Raw genomic sequence first — 20,366 nt, forward strand, 5'->3', positions numbered from 1 at the left:
TGAAAAAGCAAAACGCCTCAACTTGTAACTCCTGGCTTTTAACTCCTAGCTCCTCCCATGATTTCCCTGCCACTCTTTTCCCTGCTCACCGATGTTGCCGTGCTGGCCCAGCACGGACCGTCCGATGTACTCATCACCGGCCTCACGCTCGACTCGCGCGAGGCGGGGCCGGGTATTGCCTTTTGTGCCCTGCGCGGCACGGCTACCGATGGCCATAAATTTATCGAAATAGCAGTAGGGCAGGGGCTGGCGGCCGTGATTTGCGAGGAATTTCCCGCCACAATGAACCCCGCCACGGCCTACGTGCTGGTGAAAGACAGCGCCGAGGCGCTGGCCCACATGGCGTCGGCGTTTCACGGGCATCCGTCGCGCCAGTTGCAGCTCGTCGGCATCACGGGCACCAACGGGAAAACGACCTGTGTAACCCTGCTGCACAAGCTCTTGCGCGAGCTGGGCTACCACGCCGGCCTGCTGAGCACGGTGCAGAATCAGATTGACGAGGAGGTAATTCCCGCCACCCACACCACGCCCGACGCCATCCGGCTGAATGCGCTGCTGGCGCGCATGGTGGCCGCCGGCTGCACCCATGCCTGCATGGAGGTGAGCAGCCACGCCGTGGCCCAGCACCGCGTCACGGGTCTGCGCTTTGTGGGGGGCGTGTTCACCAACCTCACCCATGACCACCTCGACTACCACGGTACATTCGATAACTACCTGAAAGCCAAGAAAGGCTTTTTCGACGCGCTGCCCAAAACCGCCTTCGCTATCACCAACGCCGACGACAAGCGCGGCCCGGTGATGCTGCAAAACACCGCCGCCCGTCGCGAAACCTACTCGCTGCGCGGGGCGGCTACCTTCCGGGCCCGCCTCATTGCCAACGAAGTGCACGGGCTGCACCTTGAAATCGACGGCCGCGAAATCCTCTTCCGCCTCATCGGCGTGTTCAACGCCTACAACCTGCTGGCCGTGTACGGCGCGGCCGTGCTGCTGGGCGAGGACCCCATGGAGGTGCTCACCATCCTCTCGGGCCTGACCACCGCGCCCGGCCGATTCGAGCCCGTTGTGTCTGAAAAACAGCGCGTAACGGGCATTATCGATTACGCCCACACGCCTGATGCCCTGGAAAACGTGCTCCAGACCCTGCACGAAATCCGCCAGCCCAGCCAGCAGATTATTACGGTGGTGGGCTGCGGCGGCAACCGCGACGCGGCCAAGCGGCCCATTATGGCCAACCTGGCCGCCCGACTATCCAACAAAGTCATTCTCACCGCCGATAATCCCCGTTTCGAGGACCCTCTCGAAATTCTGGCCCAGATGCAGGCCGGCGTGACAGCGCCCGACGCGGCCAAAGTTCAGACGGTGGCCGACCGCCGCGAAGCCATCCGCACCGCCGTGGCCCTGGCCGGCCCCGACGATATTGTGCTGGTGGTGGGCAAAGGCCATGAAAATTATCAGGAAATTCGCGGCGTGAAAGCGCCTTTTGACGACAAGCTGATTCTAACCGAAATTTTTGCCGAGCTGAATAAATAAAGCGCCGTCCGCTGGTCTGACCGCCCTAGGCGGTCTGACCGGTTGAAGCACCACCAAGGCCCGAACGACCCCGCTCCAATTGTCCATCGTTCGCCCAACAACCGGTCAGACCGCCTAGGGCGGTCAGACCGGCCCGATACCTGCCAAAACGACCCCGAATGCTGTATTACCTCTTCCGCTACCTGAACGAACACTACCACCTGCCCGGGGCTGGGGTGTTCCAGTACACCACCTTCCGGGCCGGGCTGGCGGTGGTTATTTCCTTGCTTATCGCCCTGCTGTTTGGCGGCCGCCTCATTCGGGTGCTGCAAAAGAAGCAGGCGGGTGAAACCATCCGCGACCTGGGCCTGCAGGGCCAGAATGAGAAGAAAGGCACGCCAACCATGGGCGGCCTCATCATTATTATGGCCATTTTGGTGCCGGTTATTCTGCTGTGCCGGCTCCGCAATATTTACATCATCCTCATGATTCTGAGCACGGTGTGGCTGGGCCTGATTGGCTTTCTGGATGATTATATCAAGGTGTTTCGCAAGAATAAGGAAGGGCTGAGCGGGCGCTTTAAGGTGCTGGGCCAGGTGGGCCTGGGCATCACGGTGGGCTGGGTGCTGTTCTACAGCAACGAAATCACCGTGCGCCAGTACCTGCTGCCCAATGGCCAGTATTCAGCCATTGAAGCCAGCAAGGTCTTTAAGGATGTACACCTGATGATTACCACGGTGCCCTTCATGAAGAATAACGAGTTGAATTACGGCGACTTGTTTGCCACGGCCGGCACGTTTTTCAACGGCCTGTACGGCTTCCTCTACATTCCCATCGTCATCTTCCTGATTACGGCCATCAGCAACGGGGCCAACCTGACCGACGGCCTTGATGGGCTGGCGGCGGGCACTTCGGCCATTATTGGCATCACGCTGGCCATCTTCGCTTTCGTGAGTGGTAATGCCTTATTGGCTGATTACCTGGACGTCATGTTTATTCCGGATTCCGGCGAGCTGGTTATTTTCTGCACCGCGTTTGTGGGGGCGTGCATCGGGTTTTTGTGGTACAATAGCTACCCGGCGCAGGTTTTCATGGGCGACACCGGCTCGCTAACGCTCGGCGGCATCATTACGGTACTGGCCCTGGTGGTGCGCAAGGAGCTCCTGATTCCGATTTTGTGCGGCGTTTTTATCATTGAAAACCTGTCGGTTATCCTGCAGGTCAGTTGGTTTAAGTACACCAAACGCAAGTACGGCGAGGGCCGCCGCCTGCTGCGCATGTCGCCGCTGCACCACCACTATCAGAAGCTGGGCTACCACGAATCCAAAATCGTGTCGCGCTTCTGGATTGTCGGCATCATGCTGGCCGTCATTACCTTGGTTACCTTGAAGCTGCGCTAATAATGAACATTGTAATTCTCGGAGCAGCTGAAAGTGGCGTGGGCGCGGCCCTGTTAGCGCAGGCGAAAGGCCACGCCGTGTTCGTATCCGACCGCGGCGTCATCCAGCCCGCCTACAAGGCCCAACTCACTCAGGCCGGCATCGAATTCGAAGAAAGCCAGCACACGCTGGAGCGCATTCTGCAAGCCGGGGAAGTTATCAAAAGCCCCGGCATTCCGGAGAAAGCACCGGTGATTCAGGCGCTGCGCGAAAAGAATATTCCCATTATCTCCGAGATTGAGTTTGCCGGCCGCTACACCAAGGCTAAGTGCATCTGCATCACGGGGACCAACGGCAAAACCACCACCACGCTGCTCATCCACCACCTGCTGAAAAGCGCGGGCCTCAAAGTGGGCCTGGCCGGCAACGTGGGCTTCAGCCTCGCCGAGCAGGTAATTGCCGACAAGCACAAATATTACGTGGTGGAGCTGAGCAGCTTCCAACTGGATGACACCCACGACTTCCAGCCCTGGATTTCCATTCTGCTCAATATCACGCCCGACCACCTCGACCGCTACGAGTACTCGCTGGAAAGCTACGCCCGCGCCAAGCTGCGCATTACCCGCAACCTGGACGGCGACGGCGCTTTCATCTACAATGCCGACGACGAGGTGACGAACCGCTATTTCCAGTCGGTTTTTCTGGAAACGCGGCTAATGCCGTTCAGTCTGCACCATCGGCACGACGTGCACCTGGCCGCCTACTACACCGCCGAGCATGTGCTATGCACTAACCTCAGCCCCGGTATCGACGAAGACAGCGGCCAGGAAGTGAGCACCGCCAACTCGCCGCTCATCGGCCAGCACAACCGGCAGAATACCCTGGCCGCCGTGCTCGCCGCCCGCATGGCCGGCCTGGAAACCGAGGAAATTGAAGCCGGCCTGGCGACGTTCGAAAACGCCGAGCACCGCCTGCAGGTGGTGGGCGAGCGGGCCGGCGTGCGCTTCATCAACGACAGCAAGGCTACTAACGTGGAAGCGGCCTGGTACGCCCTCGATGGCCTGCACCAGCCGATAATCTGGATTGCCGGCGGCACCGATAAGGGCAACGACTACGCCAGCCTGCTCAACCTGGCCGGCCACCGCGTGAAGGCCCTCATCTGCCTCGGCGTCGACAATACCAAGCTCCGCGCCGCCTTCGACGCCGTGGTGCCCTATGTGGTGGAAACCCAAAGCATGACCGATGCCGTGGCCCGCGCCGCCGCCCTCGCCGCCCCCGGCGATGTGGTGCTGCTCTCGCCCTGCTGCGCCAGTTTCGATTTATTCAAAAACTACGAAGACCGGGGCCGGCAATTCGCAGCGGCCGTGCAGGCCGTGGTAGCCGGACCAATTTTGGAGTAATTCAACTAGAAATTATGCCTTCGGCACAACCCCATTCATCCGCTCATCTAGCTCTGGCAGCCCATGGAACTCGTTAAAAACTGGCTGCAGCGCAACCTCAAGGGCGACCCCATTCTCTGGGCCATCGTGCTGCTGTTCTCCTTCATCAGCATTGCCGTGGTGTATTCGGCCACCGGCACGCTGGCTTATAAAAAGATGAACGGCAACACCGAGGCTTTTCTGATAAAGCACACCAGCCTGATTCTGCTCGGGCTGTTCTTCATGTGGGCCGCCCACCGCGTCGATTACCGCCACTACTCGCGGCTGTCGCTCTACGCGCTGCTGCTGTCGGTGCCGCTGTTGCTGTTCACGTTTTTCATGGGCGGCACTACGCTGAATGAGGCCTCGCGCTGGCTCACCATTCCGGTCATTAATCAGACGTTCCAGCCTTCCGACCTGGCCAAGCTGGCCCTGATTTCGCACCTGGCCAGCATGCTCAGCCGCCGCCAGCAGCACCTGCATGATTTTAAATCAACCTTGCTGCCGGTAATGCTTTGGGTGGGGGTAATCTGCGGATTGATTATCCTGAGTAATGCCTCGACGGCGCTGCTGCTGTTTGCTACCTGCATGCTGCTCATGTTCATCGGCCGCGTGCCACTCAAGCACATGGCCGTGATGGTGGGTATCGGCATCGTGTTGGGCGGCGCGGGCCTGGCGGCGGGCCAGCGCCTGGGCACCGTAATGTCGCGGGTCACCAGCTTCACCGACAAAACCAAGAAAACTCCCTTCCAGCTGGAGCACAGCTACATCGCCATTGCCACGGGCGGCATCGCGGGCAAAGGACCGGGCAAAAGTACCGAGCGCAACATTCTGCCCCATCCGTATTCCGACTTCATCTACGCCATCATTATCGAAGAATACGGCCTGCTGGGCGGGGCCGTGGTACTGTTTCTCTACCTCGCCTTCCTTTATCGGGGGCTGAAAACGGTGATGAACAGCTACGGGGCTTTTGGCGGCCTGCTCTCGGCGGGCCTGAGCTTCAGTCTGGTGCTGCAGGCGCTGGTGAACATGGGCGTGGCCGTGGGGCTGGGGCCCATCACGGGCCTGCCGCTGCCGTTGCTGAGCATGGGCGGCACCTCGCTTATCTTCACCGGTATCAGTATCGGCATTATCCTGGCCGTGAGCCGGGGCGAGCGCGAAGTCCGTCCCATGACCGGCGAGCCCGATGATACGGCCCGCATTCCTAAAGTATCGGTTAGCTACTAATAGATGGTTGTCAGTTGTTCGTTTTTAGTTGTCAGGACTTGCTGGCAATTTGATACCATTACAATCTAACAACTGACAACGACCAACTGACAACTCGCAGATGAAGATTATCATTTCCGGCGGTGGCACCGGCGGCCATATTTTCCCGGCCGTGGCCATTGCCAACGAGCTGCGCCGCCGCCTGCCCGATACCGAAATCCTGTTTGTCGGGGCCAACGGGCGCATGGAAATGACCCGCGTACCCGAGGCGGGTTACAAAATCGTGGGCCTCGACATCACCGGCTTGCAGCGCCGCCTCACTCCGCAAAACCTGCTGTTTCCGCTGCGCGTCATTCGTTCGGTACGCAAGGCCGGGCGGCTGATTGAGGAGTTTCGGCCCGATGCCGTGGTGGGAGTGGGGGGCTACGCCTCGGCTCCGGTGCTGCTGGCCGCCACTTCCCGGGCCATTCCTTCGCTCATCCAGGAGCAGAACTCGTACGCCGGCTTGGTAAATAAGCTGCTGGCCAAGCGCGTTAATAAAATTTGCGTGGCCTACGACGGCATGGAGAAGTTTTTTCCAGCCAGTAAAATGGTGCTCACCGGCAACCCCGTGCGCACCGAAATTGCCAGTGGCGACCGCGCCGAAGCTCTGCAGTTCTTTGGCCTGAACCCCGATAAAAAGACGCTGCTGGTGGTGGGCGGCAGCCTCGGCGCCCGTACCCTCAACCTGGCCACGGCCGCCGCCCTGGCGCGCCTGCGCGAGGCCGGCATTCAATTGCTCTGGCAAACCGGCAAGCTATACTTCCCTGAAGCCCAGCGGCAGGCCGAGGCCTACCCGGCTGATAACCTACACGCGCTGGAGTTCATCAAGCGCATGGATTTGGCCTACGCCGCCGCCGACGTGGTGGTGAGCCGCGCCGGCGCACTGTCCGTGTCAGAGCTCTGCCTCACCGGCAAAGCCGCCATTCTGGTGCCCTCGCCCAACGTGGCCGAAGACCACCAAACCAAAAACGCCATGGCTCTGGTCAACAAAGGGGCCGCCGTGCTTATCACCGACGAGCACGCTCCCGAGCGCCTCTACGACGAAGCCCTGCGCCTCCTGGCCGACCCCGTGCGCCAGCAGCACCTCAGCACCCGCGTGCGGGAGTTGGCCCGGCCCGATGCTACCGCCGCGATTGTGGACGAACTGCTGGGGTTAATTTCAATTAAGAATTAAAAATGAAGAATTAAAAATGCGGCGCACAAAAGAGTCTCTCCGGCACCGCATTGACTCATTTTTAATTTTTAATTCATAATTTTTAATTCAAAGTTTTGAAGCAATTCCCCTACGTATTCTTTCTTGGCATTGGCGGCATCGGCATGTCGGCCCTGGCGCGCTGGTTTCGGGCCAACGGCCACCAGGTGAGCGGCTACGACAAAACGGAGACTCCACTCACTCAGGCGCTGGCTGCTGAAGGCATTGCTATTCATTACACGGACGCGGTGGAGAATATTCCGGCCGAAATCCGCGCTCACCGCCAGCAGACGCTGGTGGTGCTCACGCCTGCCATCCCGGCCGACAGCCGGGAGTGGGCCTGGCTGCGCGAGCAGAACTACGACATTCGCAAGCGCAGCCAGGTGCTGGGCGTGCTCACCCACGGCCACTACACCATTGCCGTAGCCGGCACCCACGGCAAAACCACCACCAGCAGCATGGTGGCGCACCTGCTGCACCACGCCGGCCTCGACGTGGGCGCATTTCTGGGCGGCATTGCCGTGAACCTGGGTAGTAACCTGCTGCTGCCGGCTACGCCCGATGCGCCCATTGTGGTAGAAGCCGACGAGTACGACCGCAGCTTCCTGACGCTGCACCCCGACGTAGCCATCGTGACCAGTACAGATGCCGACCACCTCGATATCTACGGCGACCAGGCGGCCCTGATTGATTCGTTCCGCCAGTTCGTGGGCCAAATCAAGCCCGGCGGCACGCTGCTCATCAACCACACCGCCGACCCGAGCGTGGCCGCTGCCGCGCCCGCTGGCACCCGCGTGGTGCGCTACGGCCTCACGGCCGCGCAGGGACCGGAATTATTTGCTACCAATATTTCCGCTGAAGGTCACCAGTTTCACTTCAATCTGCACAGCCTGCAAGGGGTAATCAGCAACCTGGAGTTAGCCGTGCCGGGCTATCACAACGTAGAAAATATGCTGGCCGCCGCCGAGGTCGCTCAACTACAAGGTGTGAAGGAAGAGAAATTGCGCGCTGCCGTCGCAGCCTACCGTGGGGTGAAACGCCGGTTTGAGTTTGTGGTAACCACGACTGAGCACGTTTATCTCGACGATTACGCCCATCACCCGCGCGAAATCGAGGCCTTTCTGCGTTCGGTACGGGCGCTGTATCCGGGCAAGCGGCTGCGGGTGGTTTTCCAGCCCCATCTGTTCACCCGTACCCGTGACTTCGCCGAGGGCTTTTCCAAAAGCTTAAGTATTGCAGATGAGGTATTTTTATTGGATATTTACCCCGCCCGCGAGCAGCCGCTGCCGGGCATCACCTCCGAAATTCTACTGGCTGACATCACCGCGCCCATCAAGGGCATCCGAACCAAAGCGGAGATTCTAAGCGCCGCCCAAACCGATGACTCATTCGACATTCTGGCCACGGTAGGAGCGGGCGACATCGACACGCTGGTACCGCAACTAAAACTTATTCTGACGGAGCGCTGGAAATGAGATTTGTAATCAACAAAATGATTGAGAACATCGTGCCGAGCGCAGCCGAGGCATCTCGCGTCGAGTAGTACTCTAATCGTTTAATGAAGCGAGCGAGATGCCTCGGCCGCGCTCGGCATGACGGCCTAATAAAAAAAGAACACATCTCACCAATTCCCCACTTGGAACGCACTGTTAGAAACTTCATCGTTGCCGCCGTTTGCCTGCTGGTGCTGGGCGGACTGGGTGTATTTGCCGCCCTGCGCCAGGCGGCGCGGCCCGTCGATACCGTCGTGGTCAACATTGCCAACGAGTTCGACAACTACTTCATCAGCGAGCGCGGCGTCACGGCCCTGCTCACCAAAGGTGGCAAAGAGCCCGTGCTGGGCACCCAGCCCGAAGGCCCACGCCTGCGCGAGTTGGAAGCCCGCCTCAAAGCCCACGCTTTCGTGCGCGATGCGCAGGTTTATCGCGACCTGGGCGGCAACCTGCACGCCGACGTCCGTCAGAATCGGCCCATTGCCCGCCTCACGCACCCCGACACCCGCCTCGATACCTACGTGGACGCCGAAGGCAGCGTCCTGCCACTCTCACCCCTGTTTACGGCCCGCGTGGCCACGGTGGCGCGGCCCGGCGGAGCCAACCTGCCAAGTGCATTTTTCCAGGATAGCACCGGCCGGCGCTACCTCGAGTTTTTGCGGTACGTTGACGAGCACGAGTTCTGGAAAGCGCAGGTCTCGGAGGTGTTTATCGAGCCCGGCGGCAAGCTCTCGTTCACCCAGCAAGTGGGCGACCAACGTATTGAATTCGGGCTGCCCGAAAATATTTCCGAGAAATTCGCCAAGCTTATGGTATTTTACCGTCAAATTCCGTCAGTTTTGGGGTGGGATACCTACCATCGTGTAAACGTGGAATACCAAAATCAAATTATTTGCGAATAGAAATTCGCTGAATCATAGGCTTTTAAGCCAAAAACTCTCAATTCCCAATCCACGCTTTCTTCACCGCTCGCCAGCACCGCCTCTATGCAACAAGACAAAATCGTCGTCGGGCTCGACATTGGTACCACTAAAATCTGCGCCCTGGTGGGCCGCAAAAACGAATTCGGCAAACTCGAAATTCTGGGCATGGGCAAAGCCGTGTCGGAAGGCGTTTCCCGGGGTATCGTCCTTAATATTGACAAGACCGTTGACGCCATTAAACGGGCCATTCGGCAGGCGGAAGAACAATCCGGAATTAGCATTGGAGTGGTAAACGTGGGCATTGCCGGGCAGCACATCAAGAGCCTGCAGCACAACGGCAGCATCACGCGCAACTCGCACGATACCATCGGGCCCGACGACGTGAACCGCCTCACGCAGGACATGTACCGCCTCGTGACCCAGCCCGGCTCGCAAATCATTCATGTGATGCCGCAGGACTACAAAGTGGACTACGAGGAAGGCATTGCCGACCCCGTGGGCTACGAAGGCGTGCGCCTGGAAGGCAACTTCCACATCATCACGGCCCAGAGCACGGCCATCAACAACATCAACAAGTGCGTGACCAAGGCCGGCCTCGAAATCGCCGACCTGATTCTCGAACCCCTCGCCAGCTCCATGTCCATCCTCTCGGAGGAGGAGAAGGAGGCCGGCGTGGCCCTGATTGACATCGGGGGCGGCACCACCGACCTCGCGGTATTCAAGGACGGCATTATCCGCCACGCGGCGGTGCTGCCCTTTGGCGGCAACATCATCACGCAGGACATCAAGGCCGGCTGCAATGTGGCCCCCGGCCAGGCCGAGCAGCTGAAAGTGAAGTTCGGCAAAGCCATTGCCGAGGAGGCTTCCGATTATGAAATCGTGAGCATTCCCGGTTTGCCGAACCGCCCGCCCAAGGAGGTTTCGCTGAAAAATCTGGCCTACATCATCGAGGCCCGCATGTCGGAAATCATGGAGCTGGTGTATGCTGAAATCTACCGCATGGGCCTGCACGACAAGCTGTCGGCGGGCATCGTGCTCACCGGCGGTGGCTCGCAGCTTCAGAACCTGGAGCAGCTAACTGAGTACATCACCGGCCTAGATACCCGAATTGGCTACCCCAATCAGCACCTCGGCAAAAGCCGCATCGAAGCCGTGAAGTCGCCGATGTACGCTACCACGGTAGGCCTCGTGCTATCGGGCTACCACTCGCTCGACGAGCGCAACCAGTCGCGTGCTCCCTACGAGCACGAAGAACAGGTAATGGCCCTCGCGTACTACGCGCCTCAGGCGGCTCCCGTGGCCCCGGCGCATGTGGAAGCGCGTGCCGTGGTGCCCGTTGCAGCGGCTGCCGCGCCGGCCGCCGTGCCCGCCAAGCCCAAGGAGCCCGGTGCCGCCAGCCGCTTCTTCAAGGACATTATCAGCCGCACCAAAGGGCTGCTGATTGACGATTACGACGATAAATCTTACTAAATCATTTAACAATTATCATTTATCATTTAACAGTTGACGTTCTTGGTTTTAGGCGTATTTGTCTTGACTGAAAATGTTAAATGTTAAATGATAAATGTTAAATGAAACTTATGAATTACAAATTCGATATTCCCGCACAGAGCAAGTCCATCATCAAGGTGATTGGGGTTGGTGGCGGTGGCTCCAATGCCGTGAAGCACATGTACAAGCAGGGCATCAAGGACGTGGAGTTTATCATCTGCAACACCGACCATCAGGCGCTGCAAAGCTCCACGGTACCTAATAAGCTGCAAATTGGCGTGGACCTGACCGAGGGACTCGGGGCGGGTGCCAAGCCCGAGCGCGGCCGGCAGGCGGCTCTCGAGAGCAAGGAGCAAATCCGCGAGCTGCTGAACCACGGCACCAAGATGCTGTTCATCACGGCGGGGATGGGCGGTGGCACGGGCACGGGGGCGGCCCCGGTGATTGCGCAGGTTGCGCAGGAGCTGGGAATCCTCACGGTGGGCATTGTGACGGCTCCGTTCATGTTTGAGGGCAAGAAAAAGCGCCTGCAGGCTGAGTTGGGTATCAAGGAGCTGAGCGAGCACTGCGACACCATTCTGGTAATTCTCAACGATAAGCTGCCGCAGATTTACGGCAACCTGACCATGAGTGCTGCCTTCGCCAAGGCTGACACGGTGCTGACCACGGCGGCCAAGTCCATTGCCGAAATCATCACGGTAACCAGTGATGTGAACGTCGACTTTGAAGACGTGAAAACGACGATGAAGGAGTCGGGGGCGGCCGTAATGGGCAGCAGCATCACCGAGGGCGAAAACCGCGCCCGCCGCGCCGCCGAGGAAGCCCTGAACTCGCCGCTGCTCAACAACACCGATATTCACGGCGCGCAGAAAATTCTGCTTTCCATTATGTCGGGCGCTGAGCACGAGCTGGAAATGGACGAGCTGACGGAAATCACCGAATACATTCAGGAGAAAGCTGGTCAGGATGCGGAGATGATTTTCGGCCACGGTATCGACGAAACGCTGGGTCAGAACATCCGCGTGACGGTGATTGCCACGGGTTTCGCCCGCGACGCGCATTCCATCACCACGCCCGGCATGAGCGGCGCTGCTGAGCCTATCGTGGCCGCCACGCCAGCTGCCACCCCGGCAGCCGAGCGGACTGAGACAACTCCCGCTGGTGCTTCCGGCATTGTGGCCGCGCCATTCGTGCCCAGCTTCAGCAATGCCGCGCCGGAGCCCGCCCGGGTCACGTTCGACCTGAATGGCCCTACGGCGCACACGGCCCCTCCGCTGAGCGGTGTGCCCGCCGCCGCTCCCACCGAGCCCGTGCTGACTTCCAACGCCCCGGCACCCGCCCCGGAAGCTACGCGCCCGCGCCCGGCCCTCGATGCCCAGGCGCAGGAGCGTCGCCGCCGCCTGCAGGAGCTCAGCAACGGCCTGCCACCTGAGGCCGTGAGCCAGTATGACACGCCCGCTTATCTGCGCCGCCAGGTAAAACTGGAGAATGTAGAGCCCAGCTCGGCGCAGAATATTTCCCGCTTTAACTTATCGGATGACAATGAGTTGCTGGGGGATAACCGGTTTCTGCACGATAATGTAGACTAGATATATTTCGGATTTATAACGAAAAAAGGGCTGCTGCTGAGATTCTCAGCAGCAGCCCTTTTTTGTGAGTGACGTTTGGGCTTGGCGAAGGGCGGGACTTTTAGCCCTAAAGTTCATGTGAGGCACAAATTTTGACCTTTGAAAATGTTTCTACGAAACACGTCAGTCCGCCTTTTGCTAAACCGATATGATGCCTTGTTCTTTTTTTTATTAAAATATTTTCCACCAAGGTCTTATTTTATTTTCATCCTCTAAAATAACTTTTGGAATTTCAGGATTGAATTTTGTGAATTCTCTATAACTGCCACCAATAAGTTCTTTTGTCTTAATGTTTAGAAAAAATGCCGACCATTCATTTATTGAATTCGTCGGGTCAAATGCTTGTCCAGAAATGATATTGTCGTTAAGTTCAAGGTTTTGAAAACCATCCCAAGAAATTCGTTCACTGCTCCAAAGCTCTCCAGTTAAATTATCAAGGATAAGAATGGAAATTCCGTCTGCACAAACTAAGCTGCCGTTGTCAGTTTGAAAAATCTCATTAATTGTTAGTCCAAATGTAGAGAGAGGTTTTTCCTTTTCAGGTGTCATTATGTAGCCAAGTCCACCTGCGACTACAATTATCTTGTCGTGTCCATTGAATTCAAAGACTTTGTTTAAACCTGTCCAACCAAGTCTAAAATTTGCAACCCAGTCTGTCCCATCAGGTTTATAAAAACGAACAGGAAATCCTTCCGAATAAAAAGGTTCGTCATTTTCGGACACGGGTATATATATCGGCCCGTAAGTCGGCAATGAGTTTAAAACTTCGTACCGCTTTATTTCTGTCACTTTAGGTTTATTCGGCTTTTAGAGTTGTACATAATTGGCTTGCCGTAAGGGTATTGCAATTAGCATCAATTCGTCCGTAGTGCGCTACTAGAACGTAAAGAAGCGTGTAGTGGACCCCAAAACATTTGGGGAGACTTGGCCAAAAAGAAATTGTCTGGAGCATCTAAGCTACTCATACGCCAGCCGGTTTTTCCACCGATTAAGCGGGGCCTCCAGCCAGCGCCAGGAGGCGGCGGCCAGCAGCAGCAGCACCGGCAGCAGCAGCAGTACCGTGGGTAGCGGGCTGAGCCAGAACTGGCGGGTTTCGGCGGCGGGGAAGATTCGAAATATAAACCGTTGGTAGACCACCGGCAGCAGCAGGTGGTAGAGGTAGCAGCCGTAGCTGCGCTGGCCCACCCAGCGCATGGCCGCCAGCAGGCGGTTCTCGGCCGGTGGACGGGTGGGCTGGTGGATGGCCCAGTTCATGGTGAGGGCGGCGGGGATGCTGCCCACGGTGGCGTAGATGAGTTCCCAGGCCTGGTACTCACCCATGGCATTAAGCACGGCCCAGAGGGCGGCCCAGACAGCCCAGCCCAGCGCTACCCAGTGCAGGCGGGCCAACTGCCGCACCACCGGTTGCTGCTCGACGTGGCGCAGGATGGCCCCGACGGCGAGCAAATCGAGGCAGCCGGGCAGCAGGGCGAAGGTCAGGCCCTTTTTCAGCCACAGGCCTACTACCAGGCGAAACACAAGGCCGCAGCCCGCCACCAGCCCCAACCAGCGCACCCGCTTGGGAAGCACGGCCAGCAGCACCGGCCACAGCACGTAGAACTGCTCATCGACGGACAGCGTCCAGTAGTGGCCCACGCCTTCAGCCCAGTGCTGCATCCGGAAAAAGAGCAGGTTGGAAACCGGCACCAGGAACCAGCCGGGGTATTCGTGCAGGGTGACGAGCGGCAGCGCAAACCCCAGGGCCAGCGACAGGTAGTAGGGCGGTAGCGTGCGCACCATCCGCCGCAGGTAGAACACGCCCAGCCGCCGCTGCCAGCGGCCGGGCGCGCCCACATACACCTCCTGTTTCCAGACGATGCCAGAGATGAAATAGCCGCTCAGCACGAAAAATGTCATGCTGCCCATGAGACTGATGGGGAAGCGCGGCAGCGCCCAGTGTCCGACAACGACCAGCAGGATGGCTACCGAGCGAACAGCATCGAGGCCGGGACGATAAGCCAGGGGAGGAGCGGCAGACGGCATGGTAGGACCGGAGGGTAAGGCGATGAAAAAGAACGTCATGCTGCGCTTGCCGAAGCATCGCTACTGCATTACTAAATCTGATTAGTGGCGCGGTAGTGATGCTTCGGCAAGCTCAGCATGACGTTCTTTTATTTCAAGCAGCTGCACTAAGTGCTAGCCGAGGGTGTGGTACACGGCCTGTACGTCCTCGTCGTCCTCGAACTTCTCGATGATGGTCATCACTTCCTCCAACTGCTCGTCGTTCAGGGCGACGGTGGTGTTGGGCACGCGCTGCAGGTTCACGCTTACGACGTGGCGGCCCTGGGCTTCGAGGGCCTTCTGCATCTGGCCGAAGTCGGTGAAAGCGGTTTCGACCACGATGTACTGGTGCTCGGCCCCGTGCTCGTCCTCCTCGGTGGTTTCGTACACGTCTTCGGCTCCGAAGTCGATGAGTTCCAGCTCCATTTCGTCGCGGTCGAGGCCAGCGGCGGCCAGCTTGAATACGCCCTTGCGGGTGAAGGTGTAGTCGCTGCTGCCGGCGGTGCCCAGGGTGCCGTCGTTGCGGTTGAAGATGAGGCGCACGTTGCTCACCGTGCGGGTGGGGTTATCGGTGGCAGTTTCGATGACGATGGCCACGCCGTGGGGCAGGTAGCCTTCGTATACCACTTCCTGGTAGTCTTTTTCTTCCTTGCTGCTGGCGCGCTTGATGGCGGCTTCCACCCGGTCTTTGGGCATATTCACGCCTTTGGCGTTTTGCATGGCGGCGCGCAGGCGGGCGTTCGAGTCGGGGTTGGGGCCGTTTTCCTTCACGGCCATCACGATTTCTTTGCCGATGCGGGTAAAGTCTTTCGACATTTTATCCCACCGCTTCATTTTGCGGCCTTTGCGAAATTCGAATGCGCGTCCCATTTGCTGTGACTGAGTGATTGAGTGAATGAGCGAAGGCGCGCCGGGGTGGGGCGGCGCGGGCTTCGGAGGTAAACCGTTTCGGCGAAACGGGCCGCAAGTTAGCCAGAAGGGGCGGGGGCAGCCAAATGCAGCCGCCAAGTTGGGTTAATGGGGCTGTCTGCGCTTGCTTTTTTGTTTTTGGCGAAAGGCTTTGGGCGCGGTAGCTGGGGCGGTCGGGGCCGGGACGACCGTGTCGGCCGCTACCAGCTCATACACGCCTTTGTTACCCGTAGGATAGCCGAGAATGGTGAGGGTGAGGCGCTGGCTGGCCGGGTCGAACCGAAACGTACCACGCTGCACATCCGAGCCCTTCAGGTCGGTGAAGGCGAAGCGGATGCTGTCGCCCGTCAGCGTAAAGGTGCCGGCCTGGTTGAAGTAGTACGGGCCGCTGGGGGCCACTATGCTCAGGTGCTTTTCGTAGGTGCCGTCGGCTCGGAGCAGGAGGGAGCCGCCCACGCCCCGCACCACTGTTGAGTCGGGGCTGGTGGTATCGAATACTGTGTAGGCCGTGTACTGGTAGGTGGTGTAGAAAGTGGGCGTGGTTTGCGCCGCGGCAACTTGCGGCAGGGAAATACTCAGCAAGAAGCCGAAAACGAGAAAACTGCGCATGAGCAACGAGGAGTGCATAAGGGGAAACTGCCAGATAAACCAGTCCTGAAAATAGTGGCGGGTGGCTACCAGGAGCAAACACAGTGCCGTGTGCTCAGCGCACTACCTCCACCCAGCCGCGCAGCCGGGTGCCGGTTTGCAGGTGCTGAAGCAGGTAGTAGTACAGGCCGGCCGCCTGCCCGGCGGCGTCCCACTCGTTGCGGTACTGTGGGTTGGCGTATACTTCCCGGCCCCAACGGTTGAACACGGTCAGGTGCCAGCGGCCGGGCTCGTAGCCGGCCAGCACGAAGTGCTGGTTTTGGTCGTCGCCATTGGGGGTTATGATGTTGGGAATGATGCAGCGGGTAGAATCGAGCGGCTGAATGGTGACGGAATCGGAAACCAGGCAGCCGCCGCTGGCTACGAAGCGCACCCGGTACGTGCCTCCTCGGGTTACTAGCCGCCGGCTTTGGCGGGTGGTATCATCGGCCCAGCTGAAACGGCCGGGGCCGCTGGCTATGGCCGTGAGCTCTACCTGGGGCTCGCCGCAGACCAATTGCGTAGCGCTGGCTCGAAGCTGCACCGTGGCCGACGGCGGGATGGTGAGCTGCAGGCGTTGCGCCTGCCGGGTGCCATCCGCAAAAGTGACCACCACCACTACCGGCTGTGTGCCCGCCAGGCGGAACACGGTAGTTACGCGGGCGCCCGACAGGGCCACGGGTGTGGCCGCGCCGATGGTCCATTGCACCTGCTGCAAGCCCTGCCGGGCAGGGTCGCGCAGCTGAGCTTCGAACAGGGTAGGGCGCCCGGTGCAGCCCGGTGTTATCACCACCCGAAACCCCTCCTCGATGCCACCGCTGCCACCCGCGCAGTTGGACGGGGCCAATCGGCTGGCCTGGGCTGGGGCGTTGGGCAGGCCATACTGAGAACCGGGGATATTGTTGCCGGGCAGTATGGTGCCGGCCAGGGGCTGCCCACCGGGGCGCAGGTAGGCTCCGCTGAGGCTATTCATGGAATCGATGACGGCCAGGCCCGACGCGGCCAGCACTGCAATGTAGAGCCGGCCATTGGGCCCGCGCCGGAAAGAGCCGCTGAGGCCTCGCAGGCTGGCGGCGGCGGTTACCTCACGCTTCGAGGCACGGATGGGGGCCGGGGCACAGCCCAACAAATCGTAGCGCACCACCGCACCCCGCTCATCGGCGTACAGCAAGGTCCCATCGCCGGAGAATTCAGCCCCGAAGACTCGCCCGGGAAAGAAGCCGATGGGTACTGGAGGATGGGTGAACAGGTTGAGCGCGTTGCTTACACGTCCGGTCGAGGGGTCAAAGTCGAACACGTCGAGGCCGCCAAGCAGGCGGGTGGCGGCGAGCTGTCGGCCCGAGGGCGAAAAGTGCAGCACTCCCGTTTCGGCAATGCCTCCCCCCCTGGAAATGGGCCCAACGGTGCTGATAACCGGCTGGGTGGCCAGCCCCGCCGGGGTAAGGGCGTAGGCATAAAAACGGTCGTTGTCGAGGCCGTGCACCAGAAGCCAATAGTCGCGGCCGTTGGGCTGGCGGATGGCACCCAGGTGCTCGGTGGCCAGCACGCCGCCGGGCAGCGCCACGGGCTGGCTGCGTTGCACCACATCGCCCAGGCCATTGCGCAGGCGCAAGTCGATTACCGAATAACGCAGGCTGTTGCGGGTGCTGCTCTCCTTGGCATCGGTGGTGAAAAGGTAGACCATTCCCGGACGCCCCGGGGCAAAAAGAGCCACGGCACCCTCGCTGGCCGAGGCGCTGCCTCCCAATGGAAAGCTGCCTGGCATGACCTGGTGGGTTCGGTCCCACACCCGCTCACCATTGGAGTACAGCAACAGCGCGCCCGTGGTGGAGTCTGCCAGGCTGGTGCTGGCTTCAAAGGAATTTATGACGCTGTTGGTCAGCACCTGGGGCCAGTACTGCCCCGGTTGAAACTGCAGGGCGCTGGCTGTGCCGAAGTACCAGGCATCGTATTGCCGCTGGGCAAAACCAACCTGGGTGCCGGTTAGCCAGAGCACGGCCAGCAAAAGAATTGTTCTCAAAGCGCGGTTGGGTAGAGTGAAGTGGAAGGGCAGCGGGAACGGGTGGGGCAAGGCCCGCGGGCATTTGTGCGCACATGCTGACATTTGCCCTATCAGTTTCACTTGCTTAAAGTCCGCACAATGAACGGTGTAAATGTAGCTTTCCTTCGCCAACTCATTCGCCCCGCCGCCGAGCTGCCCGAAGCTGATGTGTGCCTCGTAGGCCTGCCCCTCGACTTTGGTACCGTGCTCGAAGGCGGCCGCGCCGGGGCCGCGCACGCCCCCGATGCCATCCGGCGCGAGCTGCGCCGCTACCACAAAACCTATAACATTGACTGGAATATTTCCCTCGAACACCTGCGGATAGCTGATGCTGGCAACGTGAACCTGCGCCAGCCCGACCACGTCGAGAACCATCGGCGCATTCGTGAAAAACTGGCGCAGCTCTGTCAGCAGTACCCGCGTGTGGTGGTGCTGGGGGGCTCGCACGACGGCACCTATTCTACCGTGCGCGGTTTGTACGATGCCTGCGGCGGGCAGCCGGTGGGCGGAATCAATATTGATGCCCATCCCGATGTGAAGGACCGGCCGGATATTGGCAGCGGAACCCCGTTTGGTAAGCTGCTGCGGGAAGGTTTTTTAGCAGGTGAAAAATTTGCCGAAGTGGGCCTGCATTCCAACCTGACAACTGGTGAGGACCGGGAGTTTCTGCGTGAGCAACAGGTCAAAGTTGTTCGTCGAGGGGAAATTCATCGGGGCCAAAGTGGGGCCTACTGGATTCACCAATTGCTTAAGGAAGTCGCCCAGGAAAGCCCAGCCTTTGTCAGCTTCGACATTGATAGTGTAGCCTCGGCGTATGCGCCGGGAGTGAGCGCGCCGAGCTCGGCAGGGATAACCCCTCAGGATGCTATACTGGCCGCTTTCGCGGCCGGAAAATTCACCAGCATACTGGAGAATCCGGTGCGCTTATTCGAAGTAGTGGAGCTCAACCCGCTCTACGACCGCGACAACCAGACGGCGCGGCTGGCGGCCACCGTCATCACCGCGTTTATAACCGGCGTAGCGGCTTCGCTACCCCAAACCAAGTAGCAAAGCAGGACGTGTACCCCGAATTTCCAATTCGGCTGGTAAGAACGTGTACCCCGAATTTCTAATTCGGCCGCCGGAACGAGCTTTCGCATCTTGTTCACGCGGCCGAATTGGAAATTCGGGGTACACGTTCTACTCCATCGCGCTGGTGCCCGGCGTTGCTTAGCTGCTGAACTTAGCCCGGGAGGGCAACCGCTCCGGCGGCGCAGCCACGGGCTTGCGGCCCCGCCGCCGGCCGCCAATCAGCAGCCACGCGGCTCCGGCTGCCAGGATGCTCGCGCCCAGCACGGCCGCCTGCACGGGCAGCTTGTCTTTGGGAGCCGGTGGCAGGTGCTCCACGCCGTTAGCGTCGGTGCGGGCGGGCTCATCTACGTAGCGGCCGTGGGTGGGCACGGGGTAATTGTCGGCCAGCTGGCGCAGGCCGGCAGCGGCTGCCAGACCGGTGATAACCGGGCCGTGGCCGCAGCCAATGGCCTGGGGCTCCAGGGCCGCCAAGGTTTGCACCGACTGGCGCGAGGCCGCCCAGTCGTAGTTGAACGGCGTGCCGGCGCGGCTGATTTTGGGCCGGTCCAGCAGAATGGCGGGCACCGAGTCGTGGTGGCAGGTGGCGAAGGCATCGGCCCCAATCAGCACGCGGTCGGCTTCGCGGAAGAAGGCCAGCTGGCCCGGTGCGTGGCCCGGTACGTGCAGCCAGCGCCAGCTCATGAGGTAGGGCGCGGCGGGCTCATCGGTGTTCAGGGCCTGCACCCGGTCGCCCAGGTTGGGCATTTGGGCGGGGAAAAACCGGCTCATGAAGGCCAGTGAGCCGCCCACGGTGGGGTCGCTCGGCGGGTACAGGGCCTGCCCGGTGAGGTAGGGCACTTCCAGCGGGTGCGCGATGACGGACACCTGCCAGTGGTCGGCCAGCTCCCGGGCCGAGCCCAGGTGGTCGAGGTGGCCGTGGGTGAGCAGGATGGCCTCGGGGCGGGTGCCGGGGTAGAAGAGCTTGTCGGCGGCGGCGATGATGGTTTTGGCGCTGCCGGGCAGGCCGGTGTCAATCAGCACCCATTCGCCGGGCGTGCCGGTCTCGACGAAATACACATTGACGAAGCGCTGAATGCGAAGCTGGGTGACGCCAGCGGCTAGAGTATCCATGGACCAGGAAAAATTAAGAGGGTGAAGGAAGTGGAAGTTGGAGATACGAGAAACTGGTTCGCGGGTACTGATTTTTTTTTAGTGGCCGGTAACGAATCGCCCAAAGGCCGGTACTCTCGTCATCGGCCCCGTCGGGGCAACCCTTCGCGGCTGTCCGGCATCTGGCTTTTACAGCGGTTTTCAGGTTAGTGTACACTTTTGCAGAAAGTTAAAAGTTGAGAGTTGAAACTCGTTGTACCTGATTTTTAACTTTTAACTCTCAACTTTTAACTCAATACACAAAAAGC

Annotated in this window: 16 protein-coding genes; 10 read left to right on the forward strand and 6 right to left on the reverse strand. The window is 59.8% G+C overall.

The window, feature by feature from the left end; translation table 11 throughout:
- Window positions 1-57 precede the first annotated feature (57 nt).
- The 9 genes from ABD819_RS07965 (at window position 58) to ftsZ (ending at window position 12,242) form a co-directional block, all read left to right on the forward strand.
- Window positions 58-1,530 (forward strand): UDP-N-acetylmuramoyl-L-alanyl-D-glutamate--2,6-diaminopimelate ligase, encoded by a 1,473-nt coding sequence (locus tag ABD819_RS07965; RefSeq protein WP_345122852.1) that lies wholly within the window; start codon window positions 58-60, stop codon window positions 1,528-1,530.
- 158 nt (window positions 1,531-1,688) lie between these two features.
- Window positions 1,689-2,909: a phospho-N-acetylmuramoyl-pentapeptide-transferase gene (gene mraY / locus ABD819_RS07970; RefSeq protein WP_345122854.1), complete on the forward strand. Its 1,221-nt coding sequence runs from the start codon at window positions 1,689-1,691 to the stop codon at window positions 2,907-2,909.
- Between the two features lie 2 nt (window positions 2,910-2,911).
- Window positions 2,912-4,288: a UDP-N-acetylmuramoyl-L-alanine--D-glutamate ligase gene (gene murD / locus ABD819_RS07975; protein ID WP_345122856.1), complete on the forward strand. Its 1,377-nt coding sequence runs from the start codon at window positions 2,912-2,914 to the stop codon at window positions 4,286-4,288.
- A 63-nt stretch (window positions 4,289-4,351) separates the two neighbouring features.
- The gene (locus ABD819_RS07980; RefSeq protein ID WP_345122858.1) at window positions 4,352-5,533 is read left to right on the forward strand and encodes an FtsW/RodA/SpoVE family cell cycle protein; all 1,182 of its coding nucleotides are present in this window, start codon (window positions 4,352-4,354) and stop codon (window positions 5,531-5,533) included.
- 100 nt (window positions 5,534-5,633) lie between these two features.
- On the forward strand, window positions 5,634-6,728 hold the full coding sequence (gene murG, locus ABD819_RS07985; RefSeq protein WP_345122860.1) for an undecaprenyldiphospho-muramoylpentapeptide beta-N-acetylglucosaminyltransferase: 1,095 nt from the start codon (window positions 5,634-5,636) through the stop codon (window positions 6,726-6,728).
- A gap of 95 nt (window positions 6,729-6,823) precedes the next feature.
- Window positions 6,824-8,221 carry a UDP-N-acetylmuramate--L-alanine ligase gene (murC, locus tag ABD819_RS07990; protein WP_345122862.1) on the forward strand — a complete coding sequence of 466 codons (1,398 nt, stop codon included), beginning with the start codon at window positions 6,824-6,826 and terminating at the stop codon, window positions 8,219-8,221.
- A 161-nt stretch (window positions 8,222-8,382) separates the two neighbouring features.
- A complete protein-coding gene (locus ABD819_RS07995) occupies window positions 8,383-9,141 on the forward strand; it encodes a cell division protein FtsQ/DivIB (protein WP_345122864.1) in 759 nt (252 codons plus the stop codon).
- An 84-nt stretch (window positions 9,142-9,225) separates the two neighbouring features.
- Window positions 9,226-10,632: a cell division protein FtsA gene (ftsA, locus tag ABD819_RS08000; protein ID WP_345122866.1), complete on the forward strand. Its 1,407-nt coding sequence runs from the start codon at window positions 9,226-9,228 to the stop codon at window positions 10,630-10,632.
- A 110-nt stretch (window positions 10,633-10,742) separates the two neighbouring features.
- Window positions 10,743-12,242 carry a cell division protein FtsZ gene (ftsZ, locus tag ABD819_RS08005; protein WP_345122868.1) on the forward strand — a complete coding sequence of 500 codons (1,500 nt, stop codon included), beginning with the start codon at window positions 10,743-10,745 and terminating at the stop codon, window positions 12,240-12,242.
- A 210-nt stretch (window positions 12,243-12,452) separates the two neighbouring features.
- Here the strand turns inward: ftsZ and ABD819_RS08010 are convergent, their stop codons facing one another.
- From ABD819_RS08010 to ABD819_RS08030, 5 genes are all read right to left on the reverse strand, one after another.
- Complete coding sequence (locus ABD819_RS08010) at window positions 12,453-13,004, reverse strand: hypothetical protein (RefSeq protein ID WP_345122869.1); 552 nt, start codon at window positions 13,002-13,004, stop codon at window positions 12,453-12,455.
- A gap of 234 nt (window positions 13,005-13,238) precedes the next feature.
- On the reverse strand, window positions 13,239-14,303 hold the full coding sequence (locus tag ABD819_RS08015) for an acyltransferase family protein (protein WP_345122871.1): 1,065 nt from the start codon (window positions 14,301-14,303) through the stop codon (window positions 13,239-13,241).
- Between the two features lie 153 nt (window positions 14,304-14,456).
- A complete protein-coding gene (locus tag ABD819_RS08020) occupies window positions 14,457-15,191 on the reverse strand; it encodes a YebC/PmpR family DNA-binding transcriptional regulator (RefSeq protein ID WP_345122873.1) in 735 nt (244 codons plus the stop codon).
- A gap of 144 nt (window positions 15,192-15,335) precedes the next feature.
- Window positions 15,336-15,839 (reverse strand): hypothetical protein, encoded by a 504-nt coding sequence (locus ABD819_RS08025; protein ID WP_345122875.1) that lies wholly within the window; start codon window positions 15,837-15,839, stop codon window positions 15,336-15,338.
- Window positions 15,840-15,933: 94 nt separating this feature from the next.
- Entirely contained in the window at window positions 15,934-17,877 is a 1,944-nt protein-coding gene (locus ABD819_RS08030) for a T9SS type B sorting domain-containing protein (protein ID WP_345122877.1), read from the reverse strand.
- Window positions 17,878-17,997: 120 nt separating this feature from the next.
- Here ABD819_RS08030 and ABD819_RS08035 point away from each other — a divergent pair, with 120 nt between their 5' ends.
- Window positions 17,998-18,945 (forward strand): arginase family protein, encoded by a 948-nt coding sequence (locus ABD819_RS08035; protein ID WP_345122879.1) that lies wholly within the window; start codon window positions 17,998-18,000, stop codon window positions 18,943-18,945.
- Window positions 18,946-19,107: 162 nt separating this feature from the next.
- Here ABD819_RS08035 and ABD819_RS08040 read toward each other — a convergent pair whose 3' ends face one another.
- On the reverse strand, window positions 19,108-20,079 hold the full coding sequence (locus ABD819_RS08040) for an MBL fold metallo-hydrolase (protein WP_345122881.1): 972 nt from the start codon (window positions 20,077-20,079) through the stop codon (window positions 19,108-19,110).
- Window positions 20,080-20,366 lie beyond the last annotated feature (287 nt).

Origin of the sequence: Hymenobacter antarcticus (assembly GCF_039539545.1) — a bacterium.
Classification (GTDB): domain Bacteria; phylum Bacteroidota; class Bacteroidia; order Cytophagales; family Hymenobacteraceae; genus Hymenobacter; species Hymenobacter antarcticus.

Coding starts and splice junctions, on each gene's coding strand:
- murG (WP_345122860.1), top strand. CDS start 5,634: ATGAAGATTATCATTTCCGGCGGTGGCACCGGCGGCCATATTTTCCCG.
- ABD819_RS07965 (WP_345122852.1), top strand. CDS start 58: ATGATTTCCCTGCCACTCTTTTCCCTGCTCACCGATGTTGCCGTGCTG.
- ABD819_RS08015 (WP_345122871.1), bottom strand. CDS start 14,303: ATGCCGTCTGCCGCTCCTCCCCTGGCTTATCGTCCCGGCCTCGATGCT.
- ABD819_RS08035 (WP_345122879.1), top strand. CDS start 17,998: ATGAACGGTGTAAATGTAGCTTTCCTTCGCCAACTCATTCGCCCCGCC.
- murD (WP_345122856.1), top strand. CDS start 2,912: ATGAACATTGTAATTCTCGGAGCAGCTGAAAGTGGCGTGGGCGCGGCC.
- ftsZ (WP_345122868.1), top strand. CDS start 10,743: ATGAATTACAAATTCGATATTCCCGCACAGAGCAAGTCCATCATCAAG.
- ABD819_RS08025 (WP_345122875.1), bottom strand. CDS start 15,839: ATGCGCAGTTTTCTCGTTTTCGGCTTCTTGCTGAGTATTTCCCTGCCG.
- mraY (WP_345122854.1), top strand. CDS start 1,689: ATGCTGTATTACCTCTTCCGCTACCTGAACGAACACTACCACCTGCCC.
- ftsA (WP_345122866.1), top strand. CDS start 9,226: ATGCAACAAGACAAAATCGTCGTCGGGCTCGACATTGGTACCACTAAA.
- ABD819_RS07980 (WP_345122858.1), top strand. CDS start 4,352: ATGGAACTCGTTAAAAACTGGCTGCAGCGCAACCTCAAGGGCGACCCC.
- ABD819_RS08040 (WP_345122881.1), bottom strand. CDS start 20,079: ATGGATACTCTAGCCGCTGGCGTCACCCAGCTTCGCATTCAGCGCTTC.
- ABD819_RS08020 (WP_345122873.1), bottom strand. CDS start 15,191: ATGGGACGCGCATTCGAATTTCGCAAAGGCCGCAAAATGAAGCGGTGG.